Origin of the sequence: Paraburkholderia sp. BL21I4N1 (assembly GCF_002973525.1) — a bacterium.
In the GTDB taxonomy this organism is placed as follows: Bacteria; Pseudomonadota; Gammaproteobacteria; order Burkholderiales; family Burkholderiaceae; genus Paraburkholderia.
Genome location: NZ_PVEN01000018.1, coordinates 76,906 through 101,159 on the forward strand (window position 1 = coordinate 76,906; position 24,254 = coordinate 101,159).

Annotated in this window: 25 protein-coding genes and 1 tRNA gene; 13 read left to right on the top strand and 13 right to left on the bottom strand. The window is 60.4% G+C overall.

The window, feature by feature from the left end; translation table 11 throughout:
- The first annotated feature begins 2,554 nt into the window (after positions 1-2,554).
- From traW to B0G83_RS31625, 5 genes are read left to right on the top strand one after another with little or no spacing between them, the layout of a single operon-like run.
- A complete protein-coding gene (gene traW, locus B0G83_RS31605) occupies positions 2,555-3,919 on the top strand; it encodes a conjugal transfer protein TraW (protein WP_146120323.1) in 1,365 nt (454 codons plus the stop codon).
- A gap of 9 nt (positions 3,920-3,928) precedes the next feature.
- Complete coding sequence (locus tag B0G83_RS31610; RefSeq protein WP_146120324.1) at positions 3,929-4,435, top strand: hypothetical protein; 507 nt, start codon at positions 3,929-3,931, stop codon at positions 4,433-4,435.
- Positions 4,436-4,449: 14 nt separating this feature from the next.
- Positions 4,450-4,752: a hypothetical protein gene (locus B0G83_RS31615; protein ID WP_105511273.1), complete on the top strand. Its 303-nt coding sequence runs from the start codon at positions 4,450-4,452 to the stop codon at positions 4,750-4,752.
- Entirely contained in the window at positions 4,749-5,270 is a 522-nt protein-coding gene (locus B0G83_RS31620; protein WP_105511274.1) for a hypothetical protein, read from the top strand. The genes B0G83_RS31615 and B0G83_RS31620 overlap by 4 nt, the downstream gene beginning before the upstream one ends.
- 16 nt (positions 5,271-5,286) lie before the next feature.
- Positions 5,287-7,494: a DotA/TraY family protein gene (locus tag B0G83_RS31625; RefSeq protein WP_105511335.1), complete on the top strand. Its 2,208-nt coding sequence runs from the start codon at positions 5,287-5,289 to the stop codon at positions 7,492-7,494.
- 41 nt (positions 7,495-7,535) lie between these two features.
- On the opposite strand, the gene B0G83_RS31630 is transcribed toward B0G83_RS31625, so the two are convergent.
- On the bottom strand, positions 7,536-7,796 hold the full coding sequence (locus B0G83_RS31630; protein ID WP_105511275.1) for a hypothetical protein: 261 nt from the start codon (positions 7,794-7,796) through the stop codon (positions 7,536-7,538).
- A complete protein-coding gene (locus B0G83_RS31635; protein ID WP_105511276.1) occupies positions 7,793-8,038 on the bottom strand; it encodes a hypothetical protein in 246 nt (81 codons plus the stop codon). Before B0G83_RS31635 ends, B0G83_RS31630 begins: the two co-directional genes overlap by 4 nt.
- Before the next feature lie 331 nt (positions 8,039-8,369).
- Between B0G83_RS31635 and B0G83_RS31640 the strand changes: the two genes are divergently transcribed.
- The 3 genes from B0G83_RS31640 to B0G83_RS31650 all read left to right on the top strand — a co-directional run bounded on the left by B0G83_RS31640 (position 8,370) and on the right by B0G83_RS31650 (position 9,450).
- Positions 8,370-8,621, top strand: a complete 252-nt coding sequence (locus B0G83_RS31640; RefSeq protein ID WP_105511277.1) for a hypothetical protein — start codon at positions 8,370-8,372, stop codon at positions 8,619-8,621.
- Positions 8,622-8,714: 93 nt separating this feature from the next.
- A complete protein-coding gene (locus tag B0G83_RS31645) occupies positions 8,715-8,975 on the top strand; it encodes a hypothetical protein (protein ID WP_105511278.1) in 261 nt (86 codons plus the stop codon).
- Positions 8,976-9,057: 82 nt separating this feature from the next.
- The gene (locus tag B0G83_RS31650) at positions 9,058-9,450 is read left to right on the top strand and encodes a hypothetical protein (protein ID WP_105511279.1); all 393 of its coding nucleotides are present in this window, start codon (positions 9,058-9,060) and stop codon (positions 9,448-9,450) included.
- Between the two features lie 1,399 nt (positions 9,451-10,849).
- Here B0G83_RS31650 and trfA read toward each other — a convergent pair.
- The 7 genes from trfA to B0G83_RS31690 form a co-directional block, all read right to left on the bottom strand.
- A complete protein-coding gene (gene trfA, locus B0G83_RS31660; protein WP_105511281.1) occupies positions 10,850-11,911 on the bottom strand; it encodes a plasmid replication initiator TrfA in 1,062 nt (353 codons plus the stop codon).
- Complete coding sequence (locus B0G83_RS31665) at positions 11,908-12,258, bottom strand: AlpA family transcriptional regulator (RefSeq protein WP_105511282.1); 351 nt, start codon at positions 12,256-12,258, stop codon at positions 11,908-11,910. Before B0G83_RS31665 ends, trfA begins: the two co-directional genes overlap by 4 nt.
- A 485-nt stretch (positions 12,259-12,743) precedes the next feature.
- Positions 12,744-12,819, bottom strand: a tRNA-Ala gene (locus tag B0G83_RS31670).
- A 64-nt stretch (positions 12,820-12,883) separates the two neighbouring features.
- The gene (locus tag B0G83_RS31675) at positions 12,884-13,231 is read right to left on the bottom strand and encodes a c-type cytochrome (protein ID WP_105511283.1); all 348 of its coding nucleotides are present in this window, start codon (positions 13,229-13,231) and stop codon (positions 12,884-12,886) included.
- Positions 13,228-14,025, bottom strand: coding sequence for a BON domain-containing protein (locus B0G83_RS31680; protein ID WP_105511284.1), 798 nt, complete (start codon positions 14,023-14,025; stop codon positions 13,228-13,230). The genes B0G83_RS31675 and B0G83_RS31680 overlap by 4 nt, the downstream gene beginning before the upstream one ends.
- 26 nt (positions 14,026-14,051) lie before the next feature.
- Positions 14,052-14,639 carry a phosphoheptose isomerase gene (locus tag B0G83_RS31685; RefSeq protein ID WP_105511285.1) on the bottom strand — a complete coding sequence of 196 codons (588 nt, stop codon included), beginning with the start codon at positions 14,637-14,639 and terminating at the stop codon, positions 14,052-14,054.
- 216 nt (positions 14,640-14,855) lie between these two features.
- On the bottom strand, positions 14,856-15,290 hold the full coding sequence (locus B0G83_RS31690) for a YraN family protein (RefSeq protein WP_105511336.1): 435 nt from the start codon (positions 15,288-15,290) through the stop codon (positions 14,856-14,858).
- Positions 15,291-15,483: 193 nt separating this feature from the next.
- Between B0G83_RS31690 and rsmI the strand changes: the two genes are divergently transcribed.
- Positions 15,484-16,386 (top strand): 16S rRNA (cytidine(1402)-2'-O)-methyltransferase, encoded by a 903-nt coding sequence (gene rsmI, locus B0G83_RS31695; protein ID WP_105511286.1) that lies wholly within the window; start codon positions 15,484-15,486, stop codon positions 16,384-16,386.
- 145 nt (positions 16,387-16,531) lie between these two features.
- On the opposite strand, the gene B0G83_RS31700 is transcribed toward rsmI, so the two are convergent.
- Complete coding sequence (locus B0G83_RS31700; RefSeq protein WP_374954957.1) at positions 16,532-17,134, bottom strand: septal ring lytic transglycosylase RlpA family protein; 603 nt, start codon at positions 17,132-17,134, stop codon at positions 16,532-16,534.
- Between the two features lie 637 nt (positions 17,135-17,771).
- On the opposite strand from B0G83_RS31700, the gene B0G83_RS31710 reads away from it, so the two are divergent.
- The 3 genes from B0G83_RS31710 to B0G83_RS31720 all read left to right on the top strand — a co-directional run bounded on the left by B0G83_RS31710 (position 17,772) and on the right by B0G83_RS31720 (position 19,590).
- Positions 17,772-18,416, top strand: coding sequence for an MBL fold metallo-hydrolase (locus B0G83_RS31710; protein ID WP_105511289.1), 645 nt, complete (start codon positions 17,772-17,774; stop codon positions 18,414-18,416).
- A complete protein-coding gene (locus B0G83_RS31715) occupies positions 18,413-19,042 on the top strand; it encodes an exonuclease (protein ID WP_105511290.1) in 630 nt (209 codons plus the stop codon). Before B0G83_RS31710 ends, B0G83_RS31715 begins: the two co-directional genes overlap by 4 nt.
- Before the next feature lie 89 nt (positions 19,043-19,131).
- Positions 19,132-19,590 (top strand): Lrp/AsnC family transcriptional regulator, encoded by a 459-nt coding sequence (locus B0G83_RS31720; RefSeq protein WP_012431468.1) that lies wholly within the window; start codon positions 19,132-19,134, stop codon positions 19,588-19,590.
- 42 nt (positions 19,591-19,632) lie between these two features.
- Here the strand turns inward: B0G83_RS31720 and B0G83_RS31725 are convergent, their stop codons facing one another.
- The 3 genes from B0G83_RS31725 to B0G83_RS31735 all read right to left on the bottom strand — a co-directional run bounded on the left by B0G83_RS31725 (position 19,633) and on the right by B0G83_RS31735 (position 22,510).
- Positions 19,633-20,850 carry a cation diffusion facilitator family transporter gene (locus B0G83_RS31725; protein ID WP_105511291.1) on the bottom strand — a complete coding sequence of 406 codons (1,218 nt, stop codon included), beginning with the start codon at positions 20,848-20,850 and terminating at the stop codon, positions 19,633-19,635.
- Positions 20,851-21,149: 299 nt separating this feature from the next.
- Complete coding sequence (locus tag B0G83_RS31730) at positions 21,150-21,452, bottom strand: H-NS family nucleoid-associated regulatory protein (RefSeq protein WP_035553963.1); 303 nt, start codon at positions 21,450-21,452, stop codon at positions 21,150-21,152.
- A 395-nt stretch (positions 21,453-21,847) separates the two neighbouring features.
- The gene (locus B0G83_RS31735) at positions 21,848-22,510 is read right to left on the bottom strand and encodes a HugZ family protein (protein WP_105511292.1); all 663 of its coding nucleotides are present in this window, start codon (positions 22,508-22,510) and stop codon (positions 21,848-21,850) included.
- 274 nt (positions 22,511-22,784) lie between these two features.
- Here B0G83_RS31735 and B0G83_RS31740 point away from each other — a divergent pair, with 274 nt between their 5' ends.
- Positions 22,785-23,996: an MFS transporter gene (locus B0G83_RS31740; RefSeq protein WP_105511337.1), complete on the top strand. Its 1,212-nt coding sequence runs from the start codon at positions 22,785-22,787 to the stop codon at positions 23,994-23,996.
- Positions 23,997-24,254: the final 258 nt, after the last annotated feature.

The window sequence follows — 24,254 nt, forward strand, 5'->3', positions numbered from 1 at the left end:
TGCTCGAGCCTACGTAGCTCATCTACTTCAGACGCCCCAGCCACCAGCTCTTGCAGCCGCTCTTTGGGGCGCTCTTGTGGCTGGTGAGGAAGCAGTCCTATAACTCCAAAGGAGTTTCAGCTTTCGTCTTGCGCTGTCGAACCGTACCAAAGAATGTGTCGGGGTGGCGCCGCCATGCAACCATCTCTTTTTCTAAACGAGCCCAAGCGCAGATGGCAGAAGTTCCATCTTCAAAGCTGGCACCGCAGTATGCTTTGTGCTCCACAACGCATTCATGAATGCATTCAAGATTCGCCAGCTCCTAGCCAGCGGTACGCATCAAACGAACGACGCAACGATGACGCATTTCCCCTTGCAAATTATCTGGTGCCGCAGCGCATAGCGTCCCACGACGCAAGAATGACGCATGTTTGCGTCGTTCGCGCCAACTCGCCTAGCCGCCCCACCTCGGGTCGAAGGTACCAACAACGCAATTTCGACGCAATCGACCTTAACTCGATTGCTCTTCCTGCGACTCCATGCCTTACGTGAAGCCGCCATCCGCTCGCTTCCGAATGTCTCGAGTCCTGCGGAACACGGATTCGAATCGGCGCGGTATCTGATACTTATTCGACACCTAATGGCCGTTACAGCTCACTGCGAGTGAAGCTGTAACGCGGCTATATGAAATATAGTCGCTACGTGATACCTCACCGTGTAACGAATCCCAAAACACTCAGAATGCGATCGGGTGGAATGCAAAATCCATTCGAAACCTGGTAGCCTTGAAACCGCAACTTCTCGACAACTCCAAGCCGACCACTCACCAATTGCCACCAAAAGGGAAGCCGGATCCACATCATGAAGGACCCACATCAAACGGCCAGAAATCAAACCCGGACGAAGCCGACCATCGCTGCATACCTGTCGCGAGCCCATGGCCTCTTGTGTCGGATTGCAGAAGAATTAAAGTTACCTGAGGATGCCTATCCGGCACCAAGCGATGTCGTTGCCTATATGAAGCGGCGCGCCAAAGACTGGAAGTGGGCGACTTTTCGGCAGTACCAAGCCAGCCTCGTTTGCAGATACGAGATCGAATTCGAGCGAAACCGAGATCCGCTGTTCCAGCAGACTGCGGAGGAGATCCGCAACCTTCCGTCCGCCGATTGTCGGTCGAACCGCGAACCCGGTCACACGTCATCGCGCAAACGAAAAGGCATTCCCAGGCGCGACTACGATCTGCTGGTAGCAAACCTCGCCAAACCAGCCCGCGCTAGCGATTTTTCGAAACGCGCCGCACTTTGGCTAATGGCGGGACTTGCGACGGGGTTGCGTCCGTGCGAATGGGCAAACGCACGACTGTCCGAAGACGGCAGGACTCTCAACGTACTGAACGCAAAAGCCACCAACGGCCGAGCGACGGGCATCAGCCGAGTGGTCCCCGTTAACGCCGACGACTTCCCAGTAGTCCACGCTCACCTCGAGTCACTCCGAGAGCTTCTCGCTCGCGGGCTCGAATTCTCCGTGATACAGAAGGGATGCACGCAAGCAATTCGCCGAACGTGCGCCGCCCTGTGGCCTGGCGACGACAAGCGAACATACGCGCTCTACTCCGCTCGCCATCAATTTTCGGCAAACGCGAAGGCTATCGCGTCTGCCGAGGAGGTTGCCGCTCTCCTCGGCCACCGATCGACCCGCACTGCGCGCCGACACTATGCACCGCGCCGCAGCGCTTGGTCCGAATTCAGGCAAGTCCAAACCGCAAAACCGACTGCGCCAATGCAAGCACCTATCCGGCGATCAACGCCTCGGATCGGATAGTTGACGAAGGGCGCTCGGTGCGCATTCGTCAACTCCCATTTCGTTGATATCAAGCGTTTTGGCTGCGTGCAGACGTCTGCCCAATTTGCTCTCCTCCCAAGTTCGACGGCGGGCGGCCAGGAAGCTTCTCGTGAGTCGACTTTGGATCTAAAACAACATGGGAGCTTCGGTAATTTCGCAACGGACAAAAAAAAACTTTGCCGACATTGAACTATAGCGCAACCCGCCTATTGCCCGATTATCAGTAAGGGTGATAATTGATTATCTTTAATTAGATCACCTTAAGAGAAAGCGGCGCGACGATCGGCTGGCACCGGCCGTCGCACCTGACCACCACGTCACCTGTACAAGAGGCTACGCAATGGCTAATAAGCATTCTAGCAGTCACCCCCTTTCCTCCCTTTCGAGCGAAAGCAAATTGTCGATTGAGTTCGAATTGAGCGATCCGTTTCATATGCCGCTCGATCGGCTCGAAAGTCTCATTGAGGACACGGAACCCGGCACGGAAATAAGAGGTTATCTGTTCGGCCTACTCGACCTGCGCCGCGCAGTGATCTACGCACGGGGGCACTGACATGAGAAACGTCATTTGCGCATGCCTGCTCGCTGCCGCGTCGGCGTCAGCTTTTGCCGATCAACAAGCCGTTTCCGATCTGATCGCGACCGCGCAGGCTGCGGCCGATGCGCACCACGTCGAAGTCACCGCGGAACTCAACACCGAGGACGACACGGCTATGGATCGTGTCGTGACGGTTTGCGATTGCGTGAAGGGGATATCCATCTATCGTCAAACGACGCTGCGGCAGTACCTAAACGAAGGCAAGGCCCTTGCAATGAAAGCGCGGTTGCTCGAAACGTTCGTTTCCGCGCCGACAGCGATGCGTCTGCTTTCATCCTGCCACTGAGAAGCCCCATGAAGCTGAGAAAAACTCTCCTATGTGTCGCGCTGACCTGCTTGACCATGCTTTCGACCAGCAGCGCCTACGCCGTATGCGACGGGTGCGTGGTGAGCGCCGTCGAGCAAGCGTCACTGGTGCTCGGCAACATGCTCCAAGCGATCAGTTCAACGTTCACGACGCTATTCAACGAGATTGACACCGATATCGCGAGCGTTGGCACGAAGGTCTCGAACGCCGTTACGCAGGCGTCCGACTCGCAGCGCGAAATGGCGCTCGAAGTCCAGCGACAGCAGGAAATGGATCAGGTCGCCCGCGAAACAGAGTTGCCGATAGACCCGTGCGCCACGTCTTCGAGCAACTATGCGGTGCAAGCCGTTAGCGGCGCTGCCTCTGCATCGTCGTCGCTGCGTCCGGGTGGCGCACACGTCAACTATCCGCCACTCGAGAAGGCGCTGAACTCGCCGGCCCCCTCTGTTGAGGCTTCGCGTCGCGCTTCGGCGAGCATCCACGCCGACAACTACTGCACGCCGCTGGAGTTGCAGCTTGGCTATCCGGGCTGCAAGGCTTCCCAACTTCCCGATGGCGATGCGGACGTGGATTCGATTTTCATCGGTGCTGGCTTGCCGGGTAAAAGCGTCGATCTGACGTTCACGCAGCAGCAACAGGACGCGGCCCGCGCCTACGCGCGCATGTCGATCGATCCGCAACCGCCCGAGAGCATTAACAAGGCTGAGGCAGGCACGGAGGCCGGCAAGCTCTATATCGCGATGCAGAAGGCTTACCAAGCCAATATGTCGAGCGCCATCAAGCCGATCAATGACCTCATCGGTTCACGTCAGCCGTTCGCCGGCAGCGCCCAACTGATTCAGGATATCAAGCAGTCGGACGCCGCCGCGCAGTATTTCAACGCGACCGCATCGAGCGTTGCCAAGAGCACGGGCACGATGAGTCTCGCCGAACTCGAAGATTTCGAGGCCGGCCGTCGCTGGCGTAACCCGTACTGGCAAATCGAGTTTGGCGCGATCGCCGACCCGACCAAGCTCATGCGCGAACTGCTGTTCACCACGGCTTTCCTGGCCGATCAAACGCATAAGCACGTCGAGTTGCAACGGCAAACGAACGTGCTGTTGGGGCAACTGCTCGCAAACAATGAGCGCGGAGTGGACCGTACCGCGATCGAAACGCAGCTACAGCGCGTGCGCGCGACCAATGCTCGATAAGGAGTGGCTGTGAAGCCAAAGAGACAGAGTTTCGGGTGTGCGTTGGCAATGATGTTGATCGCTACGGCGCTCGCTCAACCCGTGCAAGCTGCCTGCACGATGCAAACGGAAATGTCGAACGCTCAGGCTCAAGAGCAGGATCGCCGTTTGAACAACATCAACACCAATTTTCAGCAGATTCAGCTACTCAACCAGTTGCAGACAGCCTGCCTCGAAAACTTCCCCGACTATCCGACGCAGTACCTCGGCAATAGCTCGGTGATGGCAACGGCATTCAACAAGATCAAGCAGGCATCCTGCCAGTCGCTCGCGAACAAAGCCCGGCAGACCTCGGCGCAGGCAATGGCCTCAGCGCAAGCCCAGGTGCAGCAGCAGATTGACGCCATTCAAAAGAACGTGGCCGGCTCTACGGCCGGGTCGAGTGGATTGCTGTCGGGCACGTTCAATCAGGTTGCGCCATCGTCCAGTGGCGTGATTTCAACCATTACCGGCAGCCTGGCGCGGCTGTTCCAGTAAAGCGAGAGGCACATATGACCATCAGCCATTTCCTTCATGTGCTCGCCGCTTCGCCGCGCGTTTTGGCCCGTCGCCGCGCACGTGGTGGCCTCACACATGAGCAGTTCAAGGATGCCTGCCTCGTCGTCCAGATTTGTTTTCTCGTGCATTGCTTTGTAGTCGCCTCGATCTGGTGGGCGCGCAGCCACGAAGGCTATCCGACGCGTTGGCTTGGCGTCGCGGTAGCCGTGGCGTGGGTCATCTTTTTCTGGTGCTTCCTCTTGAAGCAGGCATACCAAACGGTCGAAAACGCAGTGGCGCGGGAGATCCAACGATGACCAACGAAACGAAGAAAACCAGCATCGGCCGCCGCGTCGCGCGTGCGAGCCTTTACATGGTCCCAGGCTATCCAGTCTATAAGGCGTTCCAGTCCGCCAAGGAAACGGCCAGCAGCGGGGCAAAGACGTTGCGCGATCTGCACAACGAACTCGAACGGCAACGGCCAACAACCCGGCACGTGCGAACCTATCGCGAAGCACTTGCGGTCCGACCGGCCGACGCGCTGCCCCTGCCGCAGATCATGCGGAAGTGTCTCAATAGCAAGAGGGTATGCCTCCTCGTCGCGTACCTGTGCCTCTTGTACTTCATCTATGGGGTGGTTGGCGGGGACTTCCTGGCCGTGTTCAACAGCGTGTTTGGTGCCATGCTCCCGTTGCTTTTCACGGTCAAATACGAGCATCAACTCTGGCAACTGGAAAGTGGCCCACAGCGGCCCGACGAGCCACTTGGCAGCTACCGCGACTTCTTCCGCTCGCGCGGGGCGCTCCTGCGGTTGGTCAATCCGCGCCTGTTCTAGATCACGGGGTATGTCGATGCATAAGATATTTAAACGGGCTGCTGTTGCCGTCCCGTTCATCCTCGTAACAGCAACGTCATTCGCCCAACAGGCGAGCGTTTCGATGGGCGATATCCAGAACGCGGCGAATCGCAGCGGCGACAAGTCAATGTCGCTGCTCGAAACGGTGTTCGGCTCGATCGTTCGCAATCCGTTGACCGCTGGAAGCGGTGCCGGCAGCATGGTCGCGCAAATGTTTCTCGTGCTGAATTCGTGCATGCTCGCGGTCGGCGCGATCTGGGCCACGTATCACTTCGTCGCCGCACTGATTCAGACCGGCCAGGATGGCGAGTTCATGGGCCAGAAAAAGTCTTCGCCCTGGTTCGTGATTCGAACGTCTACCGGCTTTTCTTCGCTCGTTCCGGTCTTTGGCGGCTTCAACGGGGCGCAGGCGGTCATGCTGTGGGGAACGGTGCTCGGCGTCGGCATTGCCAATCTCACGATGGACGCCGCCCTGACTGTGCTAAATGGCGGCGGCTCGATGATCGCGACGCCGGCAGCGCCGCAAGCAACGACGTTGGCGAAGGCCCTTTTCGAGGCCAACCTGTGCGCGCAGGCCGCGAACACGGCCATCGATAACATGCCCAACGACACGGGCGTATCCGTCGATCCCGCCGAGAAATTCAACTCAGCCGGAACCGGGGCAAAGATCGTCCTGATGAACCAGCGCGGCCTCTCATGCGGCGGAGCGGAAATCAGCATTGCAGCCCCGCCGTCGATCCCGCAATTCGATGGTATGGCTGTCTATGCGAACGATCCGAACCAGGCGTATTCGCAACTGCTTGCCGCGCACCAAAGCGCGCTCTCGGCAATGCAATCAACGCTGGCCGGTGCCGCGCAGACCTACGTGTCCGCTATCAACGCGGGACAGGCACAGCCGGCCGATCCTGCGAACACCATCAATCAGGCCGCATTGCAATACCAGGCCACGATCACGAAGGCGCTCGCAGACTCATCAAGCGGCATCAGCCAGCTCGCAAGCGTCATCCAGTCGAACCTTCAGCGTGACGGTTGGGTCATGATGGGCACGTGGTATCAGACTTTCGCGCAGGCGAACTCGCAGCTTACGAGCCTCGCAAACGCGACGGCCGCAGCAGTGTCGGGAACCAGCCCCGACAATCTGCCTTACCCACAGCTATACCGAAAAGTCAGTGCCGTCTACAGCCAGCAGCTACAGCAGGACGCATCGGTTACAACAACGCCAGGTGCGCTGGACAACCTGTCGGTAGGTATCACCGGAACGGACCCGAAAAGCATCCTCGGCAAGCTTGTCAACACGCAGGGTCTCGTGAAATGGGCGGTCAACCTCAACTCGGGGCAAGGGCCAAACGGTTCGACCAATCCCCTGATTGGCATGAAAAACCTCGGCGATTACATCCTCGACGCCGGCTGGACCGCGCTCGGCGCGTATGGTGTCGTCAAGGCGACCGTGGGTGCGGCGAAAGAGAGTACGACCGGAAAGATTGCCGATGTGGTGACAGGTGGCATTACAGGACTGTTGACGGGCGCGGGCGATGGCTTGTTGAGCGCGCTCGGCCCGTTCATCGTGATAATTTTGCTCACACTGTTTTTCTTCGGCGCAATGCTGTCGATCTATATCCCTATGCTGCCGTTCATGGTGTGGTTCGGGGGCGTGGTTGGCTGGTTTGCTGTCGTTTGTGAAAGCGTCGTTGCCGCACCGCTATGGGCGTTTGCTCACCTTGACGGCGAGGGCGAAGGGATGGGCCAGCGCACCACGCACGGCTATATCTTCCTGCTGAACGTCATGTTTCGCCCCGTCTTCATGATGCTCGGCTTCATTTTTGGTGGGGCCGGCGTGGTTGTGCTCGGCACGTTGCTCAACACGATGTTTGGCGTAGCACTGGCGAACGCGCAATTCGATTCGACAACCGGCCTGGTGAGCATCATCGGCTACATCGTCCTGTACGTGAGCATGTGCCTCAGTCTGGTCAACGGCGCATTTGCGCTCATCCACGTGATACCCGATCAGGTGTTCGCGTGGGTCGGCGGACAGATGACTGGTGCGGTTGGTCGGGATCTACACGAAAAGGCCAATCAGAACTTCGGCGCGGGCCTCAATCAAGGGGCCAACGTTGCCCGCAGTCAAGCGCCTGCCATGCTCGGGGGCGCTGGTGCTCCACGCACCCCGGGCGATGTCGGTCCCGCCCCCCGCGAACGCGTGTGACGGAAGCCCGTCTGCCCCACGGGCTCCTTTTTTGGTACATGCTACGCGGCGCGAATCGACGCTATGAACGCGTCAAAATCCTTGTCGTACACTCGTTGACGATTCTGTTGCACCATCAAGTAATTTGCTGGATCGACCTTTGCCAGTTCGCGCAGAGCCGCGTCCTTGAGTGCCTTATTACCCGCGAGGTTCGCTTCCACAGCCAACAGTTGTTGCTCGAGCTTTCTCGCATAAGCCTTCCAGTCTGCTGCGGTCCGTTCGGCCGCGAATGCCCTGCCAAGCGCTGCCCCGTTATCGCTCATTTCCCGGCTCCTTGGATCGGATCTTCTCCGCTCAATAGATCGGGAACTCGCCGACCCTCGCAAGAATCGTTTGCGCGCGCGGCGTCATCACAGTGACCAACGATTCGACCCGTCTTCCTGTCGAGATAGGCGGGTTGGATACCCTTGGCCTCAAGTTTACGCACAGCTTCAAAGACGGCTGCGTTGGCTCGCTTCAGAAACTCAAGGCTCTGCATATAGCTACCTAGTTTATCGGCTGGCATGGCTTCCTCTCCTTTTCATATAAGCATACGCCCACCTGCCGGAACCTCGAAAGTGTTGATTTCGGCTACTGCATCGCGCAAGCGCGACCAAATAACCTCACGGCTGCGGCGCAGGCCGAACGGCATCCTGTCCATGTCGTCACAATCAGCGGGCATGCCGCCGTTTTCACGCGACTGAGGCCGGGAGGATACACAAAGTGGTATCGTTCATCGGTACATCTTGCCAGTGCATTCCCTCATTACACTGTCGAATACCGCTGCACTGATCACGTTCGCCGCCTCGCGGTGCTGTTAGCCGTTTCCGGGCAGTTCGCCCGCACTGGAGGTCGCCGTGACGCTTGAGATTCCAATAACCGGCCTGCGCGAGTTCATTGCCGATCTGGCGAAATGTCACGGCGTAGCGGATGTAACGGACGGCACTGCTGCGCTTGCGCAACTCGTCACGCGGCTGTCCGATGACGAGGTCGTGCCCGACGAGACCGAAAAGCCGGTCATCGCTTTGCGCCGCGCGAAGATCATCGATGGCCCTACGGTAGTGGAGTTCCTCGGCCGCTACTTTGACGAACAGCCGCGCAAGCGCTAGGGTCCAGACCTTCAGGAGACTCTGCTCTCGGTCGGTTCTATGAGCTCGGTCCCCCGCTACACTGGCAGTCGTTACCTATACAGGCCGTTACCCATGAGCACCAAAGCGACTCTTGCGCATCAGAATTCCGAAGGCGGCAAACCATCGTGGCATCTCTACGAAGAAGTGTTCGAGATGGGCGTGGTGTATCTGGAACTGGAAGGCGTGCAGGTTGACGTGGTGATGATCGACAGCCCGTGGGACAAAGCGGGCACTGTGCGACTGCGCCTACCGATCGAAACCGCGAAACAGCTTGGCCTGCATACCATCGTGCCATCTGAGCGCTGGGAGATGGCTTGCGATCCGGACAAATAGTCAGTTCTCGGTCGACTCCGGAGAAGCCCAGATTCAGGCAAGGGTCGTCTATGACCCGGTTCGTGATCTGCTGGTTGGCACGGTGCTCGCAACCGGGGCAACGTTTGAAGCGCGCGACGGGCGCGAACTGGCCGAGCTGCTGTTTGCCGCAGGTGTGCGGCATGCCCATGTCTCGATGCCCGACTGGCGAGAGGGGGACACGGCACCGGCCACGGGAGACAAGATCGCGTTGAACTTCCGCCTCAATCAGCTCGGGCAAGCTGCTGAGCGGCTCGCTGCACTGCACGCGGTGCGCGTGATCGAGCGCGAAGGCCACCCGTATTACGTTCGTCCCGCCGACATTCCGCAACCATGGCGAGATCAGTTTCGCGCGGCTCTTCACGGCTCGGGCTGTCCAGCGATCGTCGGCGAAAGCGAATGTGCGCATGCGTCGGACTGGTCCGACTGGCTTCGGGGCAATCTTCCGCATTGGTAGTGCTCATCGTCGCGATATTACTGACGCAAGGCATTGAGCGGACACGCTCGGTCCTTACCTTCTGGTCTTACGCACGGGAACGGTCATGCTCGAATACCGAGATAAGATTGTGCAGGAAGTTGCAGCCTGCGCCTGCGATCGTTGTGGTCGAAGGCTAACGCCTGGCGATGACGATTGGCATGAAAAGCTGAGCGTCGAGTACCGGGGCGGCTACTTCTCAGTGTTCGGCGACGGCGCTACAGTCAGCATTGACCTATGCCAACAATGCGTGCGCGACGCGCTGGGACCGTGGCTGCGAATCTGTCCGGGTGTGTAGCAGCAAAGGGCACAGCATTGTCGAGTCGAAGCAGCCTTCCATGCAGCCAGCGAGCGCGACCAAATAACCTCGCCAAGCTCCCTTCGTATGTTGCCTCGAAGCTCTCGCAATTCGCAACAGCGGTTCACCTCATGATTACGTACAACGTCATTTCTATGACGATGATCCGGCGAAATCTGACATAAGCGTTGTTATGTCAGGGCTACTACGTTGACAGAGCCAAGCGCTCTATGGGTGCGTGGAACATGTTTGCCTTGGGCGCCGCAAAGCCTTTTGCGACAGGCGTTTGGGAAAATCTCGAATTTTTTCGTGGAACATTTGACAGCAACCTACCGCCCTGTGTTTTCGCAAGGATGCTGAGGTTATTTGGTCGCGGCCCGCCCAGAAAACGACATCTGGGCACCTGCTATTGCTTGGCTAGTCGAACCGTCGCTTCGCGCGGCAGAGGTCGTTCCGCGCCCGCCCGTGGATGGGAGCACTGCCCACACCGCAAGGGCGTGGACAGCGCCGGCTTGGTAGCCGGCGTCCTGCACCCGCCCACCGGCTCCTCGCGAGCGTTGCCTTCGGCCTGACGCGCCGCGATGCGGCTTGCCTTAGTGATAAGGTCTGCCGACCATAGGCCCATCTCTGCAAGCCCAAGCCGTTGATCGACGATTCGGCATCGCGAGTGCCACGAGCCCGGATTGAGGCGCACGGGCACCGCCGCCCGCAGGGCGGCGGGAGAGCGCCGACCGGCCTTCAAGGCCGGGCAATCCGGCTGGGCGGTTGTTGACCGACGGTGTTTTACCAGGGCTGATCACGCGCCGCAGGCGCGCACTTGTTCTTTTCCACGGTGGGACGAAGTAAGCCGAGGCGAAATTCTCTGCTGAGTTCTCCATAGCTTTTCCACAGCGCGGGGACGGTTTACGGTTAAAGAGAGGTTAGTAAACTGTTATGGGTTGCCGAAACTGACCGCTTAGCCCCTTGCAGAAAGGATTTGAAGAAATCGTATGCCGGTCAAAGGTCATAGTCCGGCCGGTCAAAGGTCACACTCCGGCCGGTCAAAGGTCATGGCCGGCCGGCCAAAGGTCATACTTCGGTCGGTCAAAGGTCATGCAGTCGCTCGACCTTCACGAGACCGTCTGGACCAACAGAAAAGTCTTTCAAAAAACCCACTCGCTCGAGTTCATTCAGGGCGGCTTTTACAAGTTCGCGCAGATGCTTCTGCGTCGTAGTTGTCAGCCCCGCCCCTGCCTTGATGGTCCCCACCTTGATCGGGAACGGCACTTCATGGCTCGCAAAGTAACCATGTAGCCATGTTGCGAGTCCAGGCGGCAGATCGAGCCGCTGTGCCCACTCAACTCGGGTGAAATAGCCCTTTCCGCCGTACAGGTCGACCAGTTGCGGGGCCAATTGCACCCTGTACTGCTTGAGTGCGACACCGGTACGGGCGTCGCGCCACTCGAATGCAGGGATCATCGACATCGCCCTGCCATCTTCCGCGCCTTTTTCGTTGCTACCGCCGAGTCGCTTTACTATCACCTGCAACGATGTGGCTTGCATACGCGTCAGGCAATCACGCAAACGTGTATAGCTTTGGCTTTTGACTGGCCATCCGATGGCCAAGAGAAAAGAACGTGCGGTGAACCGCACGCTTTCGCCAAGCGGCTGAGACTTGGCGAGCTGAATCAGTTGAAGCCAGACCGTCTCATCATCCTGTCGTAGCTCCTCACCCGTGTATGTGATCCGGCCGTCACCGATGACGTAGATGTCACGCTCTTTCAGATACTCGCGTTTCCTACATTTATTGCGTGCGTTGAAGAGAGCTGATCGGAAAACTTCATTCGGCAGCGCACGAAACTTCGCGGGCCAGAAAGGAAGCGACATCTGTTGATTGGCTACGCTCTCCGCTATAGCCGCGTCCAGCTTTGCTCGCTGCGCAGCCTGCTTGGCCTGTTGCGCAACCGACCGCTGTACGATCTCCGGCGAATGCGCGAAGATCGTGTCGGCCGCAGATTTCATTGAACCAGCCACCTCTCGCTCGCGGCACGTCGAGCGGTCGTTAACGGGACGCTTATGCACGTCATGCATCGGTTGACGATTTGAAAGAGGCGGGTGAACACCCCCGGCAACTAGCGGCAAGGTCTGCTCATCCGAGGAGTTCATCTGCCCTCCCGCGCCGCCGCCAAACGTTCGAACTGTTGTCGTTTCGTCGGTCGCCCGATTCGCCGCGATTGCTGAGACTCGGTTATCGGATCCGTCTTTCGATTAGCGTTGCGGAAATTGGGCGCGACTACGGTAGCAGCGACCGCTGGTTGGACGTGCTGGTCAATCCAATCGAGAACGTCCTGCTTGCGCCAAAACAACTTTCGTTGACCGGGCAATCGCACGATCGGCGGCAGGCGATCGAAGCGCTTCGCGGCAATGTCTGCGTAGACGGTCGCAGGCTTTCTGTGGAGGAGAGGGCATAGCTGACCTAGCGTCAGCAACTCGATGGGAAAATCTGTCGGCATGGGCGAACTCCGGCGGCCCACAAGCAATATGTGCATGTGAGCTACCGAACGTGCGCACCAGCCAATGGCCCAGACGCCGCAGCGTTGTACCAGGAGGCGGGCCGAATGGCCCTCAGTGGCCCCTTCGCCATGTCCTGCAGCGCTCTGTCTTGCGCTGCGCCGACGCCGTTCGTAATCGGTCGGTTGACATGTCGTTAACCGCGCGCGGAGGGTGCTTATCCACACGGGCCTTGATCGGTGTGATCAAGTCAAAGATCGAGTACTCTGGATTGTGTATGGTGTGCGTAGATCAGTCAACAGACGACGCTCCCGCGAGCGGAAGCAGAACTGAACCACAAAGGCCGCATCGGTCGGTTCGACAAGGGATTCGCGCGGGACAAGTTTGGGACGCTAATTGACCAAAAGCGACCCAAAACGACCGCGATTGATATAAGCAGTAGACAATAAAAAACCGGCCTAAGTGGCCGGTTTTAAAGAGAATTCCATGGTGGAGAGGAGGAGGATCGAACTCCCGACCTTCGCATTGCGAACGCGACGCTCTCCCAGCTGAGCTACCCCCCCGACCTGCAAACAATTCTAGCACAGGCATTTTCCATTTTGCCTAGCCCCAAACCCCACCAAACCATCACTTCGACGGCGCCCCCTTCAGCACCCAATCGACCACCGTCCGAATATCCGCATCGCTCATCGACTGGTGCGCGGGCATCGGAATCATGCCCCACACGCCGGAGCCACCGTTCTTTACCTTACTCGCCAGTTTGGCCGGCGCCTGCGCATCGCCCTTATATTTCGCGGCGATCTGCTGGAACGACGGACCCACCAGTTTGCGGTCCACCGCATGACATCCCATGCAAGCATTCGCGTTAGCGATACTCTGCCCACGCGGCGCATCGGCAGCATGCGCGCTGGACACAAACAAGCCCACCACCGCCCCGACCAAAACCGACCCGGCAACGATCACACCGCGCTTCATGGCGTAGTCGCTTTCGGATTACCCGGATGCACCGCGTTCGAATTGGTAACCGGCGCCGGCGCCTGCTGATCGAGCGGTCGCGAGCTCACCGACGAATCCGGAATCGCGCCGACAGTCGGCGCATTCGCGTCCGGCTGCGACGCGGCGGGCGTCGGTGCAGCCGCTGCTGCTGCCGCCGCGGCCGCGGCTTCCTGCGGCTGAATGTACTGGAACAGCTTCACGACCTGCACCACGCCCGGCACGCGGCTCGCGACGTCGGCGCCGCGATTGCCCTCGTCCATCGTGACGAGACCCATCAGGTACACCGAGCCACGCTCGGCCACCACCTTGAAATTGTTCGCCGAAATATTCTTCTCGGCGATCAGCGCGGTCTTCACTCGCGTTTCCAGATAGGTGTCGTTGGTGCGCGACGAGAACGAACTGGCCGGCATGATCGCCAGTTCGTTCACGATCGTGTTGACGTTGTTCAAGCCACGCACGATCGTCTCGGCACGCTGCTTCGACACGTCGCCCGCGACTTCGCCGGTCAGCAACACGCGACGATTGAACACCGCGACGTTGACGTGCGCGTTGTCCGGCAGATTCTGGCTGATCTGCGAGAGCGCCTTCACCTGCAACTCGCGATCTTCGGTCTGCGCGCCAAGCGTGCGCCGATCGGTCGCCACCAGCGCGCCGCCGCCCGCCGCGCCGGCAACGGCGAGAAAGCAACCCTGCAACGTCGCGGACAGCCCCGCCGCGAACCCCACCACCAGCACGGTTCTCACCAGTGTCTTCTTGACGCGGAATACGCTCATCAACTAGCTCTCCTTCGGAATCAATCTCAGTCTTCGCCCAGCAACATGGCATCGATGCCGTCGCACAGACAATGGATGGTCAGCAAATGCACTTCCTGAATACGCGCGGTGCGATCCGACGGCACGCAAACGTGGATGTCGGTATCGCTCAATACATCTTGCATGCGGCCGCCGCCCTTGCCGGTCAGCGCGACCACGATCATTTCGCGCTCGTGCGCGGCTTCGATCGCGGCCAGCACGTTGGCCGAATTGCCGGACGTGGTGATGGCCAGCAGCACGTCGCCCGGCTGGCCGAGCGCCCAGACCTGCTTCGAAAAAATCTGCTCGAACGAATAGTCGTTGGCGATGGCGGTCAGCACGGACGTATCCGTGCTCAGCGCGATTGCCGGCAAGCCGGGCCGTTCACGTTCGAAGCGGCCAATCAGCTCGGCAGCGAAGTGTTGCGCGTCGGCCGCCGAGCCGCCGTTGCCGCACGCCAGAATGCGGTTGCCGTTGGCGAGCGCGCCGAACATCGTGTCGATCGCTGCGGCGATCGGCATCGACAGGGTTTCGAGGGCTTCGAGTTTGACTGCCGCGCTGTCGCGGAAGTGTTGTTGAATGCGTTCGACTGACATCGAGTCTCTATCTTCTACCGCGAATGAGCCGCACTGCGCGGCCGTGTTGTGAAGTCGTATTGCGAGTGATGCTGCGCCGGTAAAGCTGGCCGGTAACGTGGCGCGGTAGCGTCGATGCATCGCAAAGTACCCGACATTGCGCGCAATCCGCGTCGCCCCGTGGCCCGGACGCGAGCGCAAGTTTATCGTACTCACGCGGGTTCTCCGCGCGCGGCTTCAGACTTCGTCGGCACGAAACGCGTCGCGCAACCAGACGAGCCGGCCGGCTTCGAACGCGACCACGTCGAAACGGCACGCGGGCTGATCGTGCGAACAGCGGCCATGAATGGCCAGATAATGCTGCGCCGCGCGCACGATGCGCCGCTGCTTACGCCAGTCGATGCTCGCCGCCGCGCCGCCGAATTGAGCTTGCGCCCGCGCGCGGACCTCGACGAACACCAGCGCACCGTCACGGTCGCGCATAACCAGATCGATCTCGCCGCCGCGGCACGACACGTTACGCGCGACGAACCGCAAACGCTGCCGCTGCAAAAACTCCTGCGCCCGCAACTCGAAAACCGCGCCGACGAGTTTGGACCCGGCCGATCTTGAAAAGTTGTGCGGGGCAGGACTGGACGGTGATGCGGTGGCCGTCTGCGGACACGCGAGCATGCTCGCCAGCGCATTTTGCGATGCCCTCGTCGCCGCTCGCGTCACGGTCGCGGCGCATACCTTCGCCGATGTATGCCCCGCCATGGCGACCTGCGAACGCTCAACTCCCCGCTCACCGTCCCCAGCCCCCAGAACCTCCGAGGCTGCGTGGCACAATGGCGGCCTCTTTCTGTCAGTTTGCGTCTTTTGCCTCATGACTCCTCTCTCCGAACTCGCGCAAGGGCAGCAGTACCCCACCGCCGCGCTGTATGTGGTGGCCACGCCGATCGGCAACATTGCCGACGTCACGCTGCGCGCGTTGCATGTGCTCGGACTGGTGGACCGTATCGCGGCCGAAGACACCCGCAACACCGGCCAACTGCTCGCACGCTACGGCATCTCGAAGCCGCTCGTTGCGGTGCATCAGCACAACGAGCGGGCCGCGGCGCAGCGCCTGATCGAACATCTGCAAGCGGGCGAGCGCGTGGCCTACGTGTCCGACGCGGGCACGCCCGGCATCTCCGACCCCGGCGCCAAACTGGTCGACGCCGTGCGCGAAGCCGGCTATCCGGTGATTCCGCTGCCCGGAGCAAGCGCTCTTGCCACGGCGTTGAGCGCGGCCGGCGACTGGGTCGCGACGTTCTCGTTCCTCGGCTTCCTGCCACCCAAGCCAAAGGCGCGGGCCGCCGCGTTGCAGGAACTCGCGCGCCATACTCACGCGATGGTGTTCTATGAAGCGCCGCACCGGATCGTCGAGACGGTCCAGGCGCTGGCCGACGCCTTCGGCGGCGAACGCAAGCTGCTGATCGCGCGAGAGCTGACAAAGTTACACGAAGCGCTGCACCAAGGCACCCTGGCCGAAGGGCCAACATGGCTCGCCGCCGATCCGAACCGACAGCGCGGCGAATTCGTGCTGGTGGTGGAAGGCGCGCAGCCGGAAGCCACCGGCGAACACGATCACGACGCGCTGCTGGGCATCCTGCTGGAAGAGTTGACGGTGAGCAGCGCGGCTAAGGTGGCGGCGTCGATCACTGGGGCGTCGCGCAACGCGCTGTACGCACGCGCGCTGGCATTGAAGAAAGACAACGAAGACGAAGACGACCACGAAGAAGACTAAGCGGTCGGAAGAAAAAAGTCGGACAAAAAAGAAAAGGGCCTCGTGGCCCTTTTCTTTTTTGACAGAGATGGCATGAACTGCCACCTCCGTCTGCTACGAGCGCGCTTATCACGCACGCACTCGCAGCCTCACCATCGACTTTCGATTACTTCTCGCTGCTCGAACCCGAGTTCGACGCCAGCGTTTCGTTCAGCTCGGCGCGTGCTTCCTGCTGCGTCAGACCTTCGATCTTGACACGCGCCGTGCCGGCGTGACGCATATCGAGCGCGCTCGCGGCGGCCATCGACAGATCGATCACACGGCCGCGAGCATACGGGCCACGATCGTTGATGCGCACCACGACCGAACGCGACGTGGCCGGATTGGTCACGCGCACATACGAGCCGAGCGGCAACGTGCGATGCGCGGCGGTCAGCGCATGCATGTCGTAGCGTTCGCCGTTCGCGGTGCGGCGGCCATGGAAGCCGCGGCCGTACCACGACGCGCGACCGGTTTGATGAAAGTCCGAAATGTCCGAACCATCGTCCGTTAGAGGCTTGGCGTCGGCCAGCGACGAGCCCGCGGCGCTTGCGCCGGAGGCCGGCGCGCTACCGAAGGCTTGCGGTCCGAAGCTCCCTGCCTGCGCTGCTTTGGTGCTGAGCGGCGCGTCGTTGGCGGACGTGTTCGCGGTGCCCGGAGGCGTGGCGCAACCAGCCAGCACAAAAAAAGCAAAAAGAGTCCCCAGACCACGGGATAACCGAGTTTTCATAAGACGTGCAATCACAATGTCGAGCCGCATCACGCGAAGTTGAGCGTGTTGCCTGCGACTCCGGCGGCAATGGACGACAACGCGCCGCGCAGACATGCGCAGAACGTCAAAGCCCGGATGCGACCCAATCGGCCGCTACCGCACGGTTAATTTTCACGTCTGGCGCAACCTGTCCCCGGCAGCCTGACCAGACCCCACATGCCGCCATCGAACGTGGCAAACACGTTCTTGCGCGCGGAACTCAGCGCACAGGAACGGCGGCGTAGGCCCCACCCAGCGTCACGGCAGTTAAGTCCGTAGCAGGCGCGCGGCGCCTGGCTGGGCAAGACGTGTGCATCGAAAGCATCGATACTTGATGGCTGTCCAGCAGTGCGACAGCCCAAACTTGAGTGGCGATCCGCGTGCCCATTTTTGATGGGGACGCATCGCCTTGTGGCATGCCCAGTTCCCTAGGCATGGGGTGCATTATACCCAAAAGAAATTTTTGAGATGACAAGCGCTTGAAAACCTTGATGAATTTTCACGCTTGCTGCAAAAATAGGCGCGCCAAAGCCCGCTGGGGCGGGCCTTCCGGGCACTCGGCGAGCGCGGCGCGCTGGCCGGTACAATCGACGTTTTCCCTGCGGCGCCGTCACCCATGAAAGTCACTTTGATCCCCGTCACGCCGTTTCAGCAGAACAGCTCGCTGCTCGTTTGCGAGGCAACCGGGCGCGCGGCCGTCGTCGATCCGGGCGGCGATCTCGATGTCATCCAGGGCGAAATAGCGCGCCAGAACGTGACGGTCGAAAAAGTGTTCCTGACGCACGGTCACATCGATCACTGCGCCGGCGCGAAGACGCTGGCCACCCACTACGGCGTGCCGATCGAAGGCCCGCATCCCGACGAAAGTTTCTGGCTCGACAAGTTGCCGGATCAAAGCACGCGCTTCGGCTTTCCGGCGGCCGAGGCGTTCGAGCCGGATCGCTGGCTGCAGAACGGCGAGACCGTGCAATTCGGCGACGAAACCCTCGAGGTCTATCACTGCCCCGGCCACACACCCGGTCACGTGGTGTTTTTCAGCCGCGCGCATCGACTGGCGCTGGTCGGCGACGTGCTGTTCGCCGGCTCGATCGGCCGCACGGATTTTCCGCGCGGCAATCACGCGGACCTTGTGAGCTCGATCCGCGAAAAACTCTGGCCGCTCGGCGACGACGTCACCTTCGTGCCGGGCCATGGACCCACATCGACCTTCGGCGCCGAGCGCCGCAGCAATCCGTACGTCGCCGACGGAGTCGAGGCATGAGCAGCGAAATCTATGTGAGCACCGACGTCGAAGCGGACGGCCCGATTCCCGGTCCCCATTCGATGCTGAGTTTCGCCTCGGCCGCCTATACCGAAGACAAGCAGCTGATCGCCACGTTCTCGGCGAATCTCGAGGTGCTCGACGGCGCGAAACCGCATCCGGTGCAGGAAGCTTGGTGGAAGACGCAGCCCGAAGCGTGGGCTGCCTGTCGCCAGGACTTGCAGGATCCCGCCGCCGCGCTGACCGCCTATGTGGAGTGGGTCGAAGCGCTGCCGGGCAAGCCGGTGTTCGTCGCGATGCCGGCCGGCTTCGACTTCACCTATATGTTCTGGTACATGATGCGTTTTGTCGGCCGTTGCCCGTTTTCGTGGTCGGCGCTCGACATCAAGACGCTCGCGTTCGCCATGACCGGCCTGCCGTATCGCAAGAACATCAAGCCGCGCTTTCCAAAACACTGGTTCGACGAGCATCCGCACACGCACGTCGCGCTGGACGACGCGATCGAACAGGGCGCGCTCTTCTGCAACATGCTCAAGGATCTGCGCGTCGGTCAGGCGGCCCTGCTCGCAGCCGCTAAAGATGGGGACGGCTCAGGACAAAACGCCGCTGAGAAACCGGCAAATTAGGTAATCTCCCTCGACTAGGCCGTTTTACATTGCGTTTCGTTTTCGAGCCCTCTACCATGCGTTGATAGGCGACGCTAACGGAGGCGCAGTTGACACTCGATACGTTCTCACAAAAAATCCTGCGCCTGCTGCAGTTGGACGCACGCCGCTCCGTGCAAGAAATTTCCGACCAGGTCGGCCTGTCGAGCACGCCGTGCTGGCGGCGCATCAAGGACATGGAGCAGTCGGGGGTGATCCAGCGCTACACGGCGCTGCTTGATCGGGAGAAGCTGGGACTGCATGTGTGCGCGCTGGCGCATATTCATTTGACGCGCCACACCGAAGGCGGCGTCGAGCAGTTCGAACGGGAAATCGCCACCTGTCCTGAAGTCACCGAGTGCTACAGCACGACCGGCGAATCCGATTACATCCTCAAGATCGTCGCGCCGGACATCAAGGCGTACGACAGCTTTCTACACGAACGCATCTTCAAGATTCCGGCGGTCGCGCAGGTCCGCACGAGCGTCGTGCTGCGCGAGATCAAGTTCGACACGCAATTGCCGCTTTAAGCCGAAAAGGCGCCGATTGAGACGTTGTCCGGCGCCGTGCGGTCAATGCGTCTTGACGAAATCGGCCGACGGATCGACATCCGCCGCTTTCGCAGCGCCGGTTTCATCCAGCTTCATATCCCATTCCTGTAGCACGTTCAGCTTGCGGGCGCCTAAGCGGCCTTTAAGTGCCGTCAGGTCGACGCTCGCGAGGTCGGGCGCGCTGCCGCCCAGCGTGCGCGAGGGCAGCACCAGATCGACATCGAGCCCCGTGCTCAGGTAGTGAAGGTCGACCGCGGCCGCCTTCATGCCAACCGTGGCCAGCGCGGCGTCGATTTCGGCAGAGACTTTCTCGCGGCTGGGCAGATCGACCGGCGGACGCGCCAGCGCATCGTTCTCCGGATCGACATGGATCAGCGCGTCGAGCACGCGGCTGTCGGTCAGCACGCGCACGCGGGCCGACTCGGCAATGTAATGCCCCTCCGACACCGAGATCAGCGGATCGACCAGGATATGCGCGTCGACCAGCGCAAAATCGCCCATCTTACGAGTGCGCAGCTCATGCACGTCGCGTACGCCCGGCGTGGACAGCAGTAGCGCGCGCATGTTGGCGGTGGCGGTTTCGTCGAGCGCGCGGTCGGATAGATCTTGCAGCGCGTCCCAACCGAACGTCCAACCCATGCGCGCCACCATGAAACCAACGATCGCCGCGGCAATCGGATCGAGCAAGCGCACGCCGGCAAGACTACCAATAATGCCGATCGCGACCACCAACGACGAAGCCGCGTCAGAACGCGCATGCCACGCATTGGCAATCAACATGGCGGAACGCACGCGCTGCGCTTCGCGCAGCATGTAGCGAAACAGCCCTTCTTTCGAAATCAGGACGAGCACCGCGACGGCGAGCGCGCTCAGATGGACGGCCGGGATACTCTGCAAATCGGCCAGGCGCGTTCCGGCCCGCCACAACATCCCAGCGCCGACTGCAATCAGCAGCGCGCCAAGAAATAATGACGCCACCGTTTCATAGCGGCTATGTCCGTAATTGTGATCGGCGTCAGGCTTCGCACCGCTATGCCGATTGGCAATCAGCACGACAAAATCGGAAATCAGATCGGCAAGCGAATGAAACCCGTCGGCGACCAGCGCCTGCGAATGCGCAACCACGCCGACGACGATTTGCAGCGTCATCAACCCTGTATTGAGCGCAATACTGACGAAGGTACTTTTGCGCGCAACGCGATGTTTTTCGGCGGACTGGCCGGCGGCGAGGGAAGGCATCGAAGAAGCCGTAACAGAATCTCAATGCGTGCATTCTACCCGGCGCATCTCGCAAGGCATCGGAATGACCCTAAAAAATCCTTTTAAATCAGCCGCTTATCAAAATGAAAAGCATTCGTGTTCCGCTGCTGCGATGTGCTTGCGACAAAACCCAGCACCGTTTTCAAGCGCAATAAAAAAACCGCGCCCTGACAGGTACGCGGTTTTCTGGTTCGTCACCGCTGCGCGCTATTGGCGCAACTGATTGACTTGATTCGTAATACCTATAGGCCAGCGGAATTAGCTACCGGCCCACGGCATTACTTCTGGATTAGAAACTTCTCACGATCCAGACCTGCGATCCAACGCGGCGGCTTACCACGGCCGGACCACGTGCTGCCGCTATCCGGGTCGCGATACTTCGGTGCAACGCCTGCGCGCGGACGGCCGGCTTTAGCGCCCTTCGCAGCGCGGCCACCGCCGAGTTCAGTCAGCGAAATGCCGTAGTCGGCCATTTTTTGCTTGATTTCATTCAACACTTCCGCGTATTCACGCGACTTCGCTTCTTCGATCTGCTTTTCAAGCTTCTCGCGCTGAGCGAGTAGTTCCTTGTAGGAAGACATAGGTTCCCTTGTGGTATGGATAAATGACTGCCAGTCTTAAGCCAGCTTGCCCTTTGAAGGTGATCATGCCTCGGAATTTGATGGCGAGATTAACACAAAATAGAAAGACCACAAAAGCGTTCGCGTAAAATTAATCTAGAAACGTTTCAAAAAATTTCCAACGGATGCGCTTGTTACGCGCTCCCTTTCAATTGGCCTATTCGGTATTTCGCTAAAAGTTCCTAGTCGGCATCCTTAATTATGAGATTAACTCGCAAAACATGAAAATTACCATGACGATCGAGCATCAACATTTCATGGCATGAGAACTTCAACATGAAATGTCGGAACATATTGCGGCCCGCGCGCCGTGCTGTTATTGCCGCATGAGTGTTTTCCCCGAATCGCAATAAAACCTAATTCGCGTAGCGCTCGATGCAATCTTCTAGCGCCCCATGCAAGGTTTCAGTATTCAATTTGGCATCGTCGAAGACGAACCGGCTGCGCACGCCATCGCGTCTCAGATCGGCGCCGTATCGATCGACGCCGAGCAATGTCAATCCGTCGACGTGTCCGGCATGCAGGGTGAAATGGTCGATTAGCGTGTTCTCTTCTTCGAAAGCGAGCGGCGGCAACGGATCGAGTTCGGCGCCGCCCAGCCAGCCCATCGCGCCGAAACCGCCGATATAACGCAAACGTTCGAGCCGCATGACCCAGAACGTGAAATCGCCGAGCACCAGATAGCGTTCCGCGTCGGGGTGGTAGCGCAGGTAGCGCCGCACGATCTCCGGGCTCGATTCGACCGCTTCGAAGATGCCTAGCAGCGTGACGCGCTGGCCGCTCAGTACGTCACCGTCGGGCGCGTCGACCGCCAGAAAACCGGCGCGCGGGTCGGCGTGCAGGTTGTGGGTATGCTCGGCGAGGCGGCTCACCAGAATCGTCGGCCGATGCTGCAAGTCAGGCGCGAACGGCAGCACCGACGGATAAGGAAACCCTTCCGGCTGGCGCGCGTGCGTGGCCAGCGTGCCGACAGCGGCCGTGTGCAGCAGGTGAAGCGGTGCGTGAGCGGGGATATTCAAGTGCGCGTTCCTCGATATAAACAGGCGGCGGATAACGGTCAGGCCGTCGGGTCGTCAGGACAAAAGGCGGATGGCTCTTTTAATGTCGTAGCCGTAATCGGAGCGACTCAGGGCAACGCGACGCCAGGTCGAATCGCGCAAATCCGAAGCGCATCAATCCAACCGCTCGTCAGTGTCCAATCTTCTGGTTCCAAGCATAAGACAGCCCGCTTCGTTAGAATCGAAAATTCCCTTTCAACGCGCTTTCTTCCGCGTGCCCCTCCAAGAGATTTCCGTGTCCGACCGTTCCGCCGAATTTGCCGCCCTCCCCGCCGCTCACCGTGAGCTCACCGACAGCGCCCGCCAACGCGCGCGCTTCGCCACGATGGCGGTGTTCTTCATCGCCGGCATGATGTACGCGTCGTGGGGGGTGCATGTGCCGACCGTGCGCGACCGCTTCCATCTGAACGCGGCGCTGTTGTCGTTTGCGCTGCTGGCCGTGGCGGGCGGCTCGATCGGCGCGATGGCGGCCAATGCTTCGTGGATCGCGCGAGTCGGCACGCGGCGCGCGTGCCTGACCGGTGGGCTGGTGATGGCGGTCTGTGCGGCGCTGATTCTGGTGGTGCCGGCCTACTGGATGCTGCTGGTCGTGCTGGCGATTTTCGGCGCGGGGATGGCCACGCTCGACGTCGCGATGAACGCCGAAGCCAGCGCCGTCGAGAAAGCGCTCGGCAAGCCGATCATGTCGTCGCTGCACGGCATGTTCAGTGTTGGCGGGATGGTCGGCGCGGCCGTCGGCGGCGCCCTGTTGGCGCGCGGCATGGCGCCCGCGCTACATCTCGCGCTCGCCGCGGCGGTCAGCGCGCTGGTACTAGTCGCCGCCTGCCCGTCGGTTCTGCCTCACGTGCCGCACGAGGATCACCCGGATGCCGCCACGCCGCGCGCCAACCGCTGGCGCTCGCCGGCGCTGTGGGCGCTCGGTGCGATGGCGCTGGTCGCCTTGATCGCCGAGGGCGCCATGTACGACTGGGCGACCGTCTATATGCGCGACGTCGTACTGGCCACGCCCGCGCTCGCCAGCGCGGCCTATGCGGCGTTTTCCGGCGGCATGGCGGCCGCGCGTTTTGCCGGCGACGTGGTCCGCGCCCGTTTCGGCGCGCCGCAACTGGTGATGGCAAGTGCGGCGCTCGCCTGCGCCGGCATGGTCGGCGCGCTCCTGCTGCCGAATTCGGTAGCCGCGTTGATCGGCTTCACGCTGATGGGACTCGGCCTCGCGAACATGATGCCGGTGCTGTTCGCGGCGGCGGCGAGCGTCAAGGGCATCCACGCGGCGGAAGGGCTCGCGCACGTCGCCGGGCTAGCGTATTTCGGGCTCATGCTCGGGCCGGTGATTATCGGCGCGGTGACGCAGGCGACCAGTTTGCCGATCGGCTTGTCGGTGGTGGCCGTGTGTTCCGCATTGATCGCGGTCGCGGGGCCGAAGGTGCTGCGGCGCCTGAAGATCTGAGGCGCAGATGCGCCGCGAAGACATCGGCGCGTACGACCGGGCAGGCATGCGAAAGCGCGCCTCCTGACGTTACGTTACGCATGGCCGACGGCCTGAGGTGTTCCGCGACACATCGCGGGCATTGGTCCGCCGTGCATCCTTACGACGCCCTCCTATACCTTTGATTTATATAGATTTATTTGACTCACTGGCCGCCGAAATAAAAATGGCATAGGCCTTGCAGTTAGTTCCCCCAGCAGTATCCAAACTACGGGGGAG

Bases quoted from the DNA above. Each gene is read 5' to 3' on its own strand.
- B0G83_RS31615 (WP_105511273.1), top strand. From the start codon at position 4,450: ATGACCATCAGCCATTTCCTTCATGTGCTCGCCGCTTCGCCGCGCGTT.
- B0G83_RS31620 (WP_105511274.1), top strand. From the start codon at position 4,749: ATGACCAACGAAACGAAGAAAACCAGCATCGGCCGCCGCGTCGCGCGT.
- B0G83_RS31625 (WP_105511335.1), top strand. From the start codon at position 5,287: ATGCATAAGATATTTAAACGGGCTGCTGTTGCCGTCCCGTTCATCCTC.
- B0G83_RS31630 (WP_105511275.1), bottom strand. From the start codon at position 7,796: ATGAGCGATAACGGGGCAGCGCTTGGCAGGGCATTCGCGGCCGAACGG.
- B0G83_RS31635 (WP_105511276.1), bottom strand. From the start codon at position 8,038: ATGCCAGCCGATAAACTAGGTAGCTATATGCAGAGCCTTGAGTTTCTG.
- B0G83_RS31645 (WP_105511278.1), top strand. From the start codon at position 8,715: ATGAGCACCAAAGCGACTCTTGCGCATCAGAATTCCGAAGGCGGCAAA.
- trfA (WP_105511281.1), bottom strand. From the start codon at position 11,911: ATGAACTCCTCGGATGAGCAGACCTTGCCGCTAGTTGCCGGGGGTGTT.
- B0G83_RS31665 (WP_105511282.1), bottom strand. From the start codon at position 12,258: ATGCCGACAGATTTTCCCATCGAGTTGCTGACGCTAGGTCAGCTATGC.
- B0G83_RS31675 (WP_105511283.1), bottom strand. From the start codon at position 13,231: ATGAAGCGCGGTGTGATCGTTGCCGGGTCGGTTTTGGTCGGGGCGGTG.
- B0G83_RS31680 (WP_105511284.1), bottom strand. From the start codon at position 14,025: ATGAGCGTATTCCGCGTCAAGAAGACACTGGTGAGAACCGTGCTGGTG.
- B0G83_RS31685 (WP_105511285.1), bottom strand. From the start codon at position 14,639: ATGTCAGTCGAACGCATTCAACAACACTTCCGCGACAGCGCGGCAGTC.
- B0G83_RS31690 (WP_105511336.1), bottom strand. From the start codon at position 15,290: ATGCTCGCGTGTCCGCAGACGGCCACCGCATCACCGTCCAGTCCTGCC.
- rsmI (WP_105511286.1), top strand. From the start codon at position 15,484: ATGACTCCTCTCTCCGAACTCGCGCAAGGGCAGCAGTACCCCACCGCC.
- B0G83_RS31700 (WP_374954957.1), bottom strand. From the start codon at position 17,134: ATGAAAACTCGGTTATCCCGTGGTCTGGGGACTCTTTTTGCTTTTTTT.
- B0G83_RS31710 (WP_105511289.1), top strand. From the start codon at position 17,772: ATGAAAGTCACTTTGATCCCCGTCACGCCGTTTCAGCAGAACAGCTCG.
- B0G83_RS31715 (WP_105511290.1), top strand. From the start codon at position 18,413: ATGAGCAGCGAAATCTATGTGAGCACCGACGTCGAAGCGGACGGCCCG.
- B0G83_RS31725 (WP_105511291.1), bottom strand. From the start codon at position 20,850: ATGCCTTCCCTCGCCGCCGGCCAGTCCGCCGAAAAACATCGCGTTGCG.
- B0G83_RS31730 (WP_035553963.1), bottom strand. From the start codon at position 21,452: ATGTCTTCCTACAAGGAACTACTCGCTCAGCGCGAGAAGCTTGAAAAG.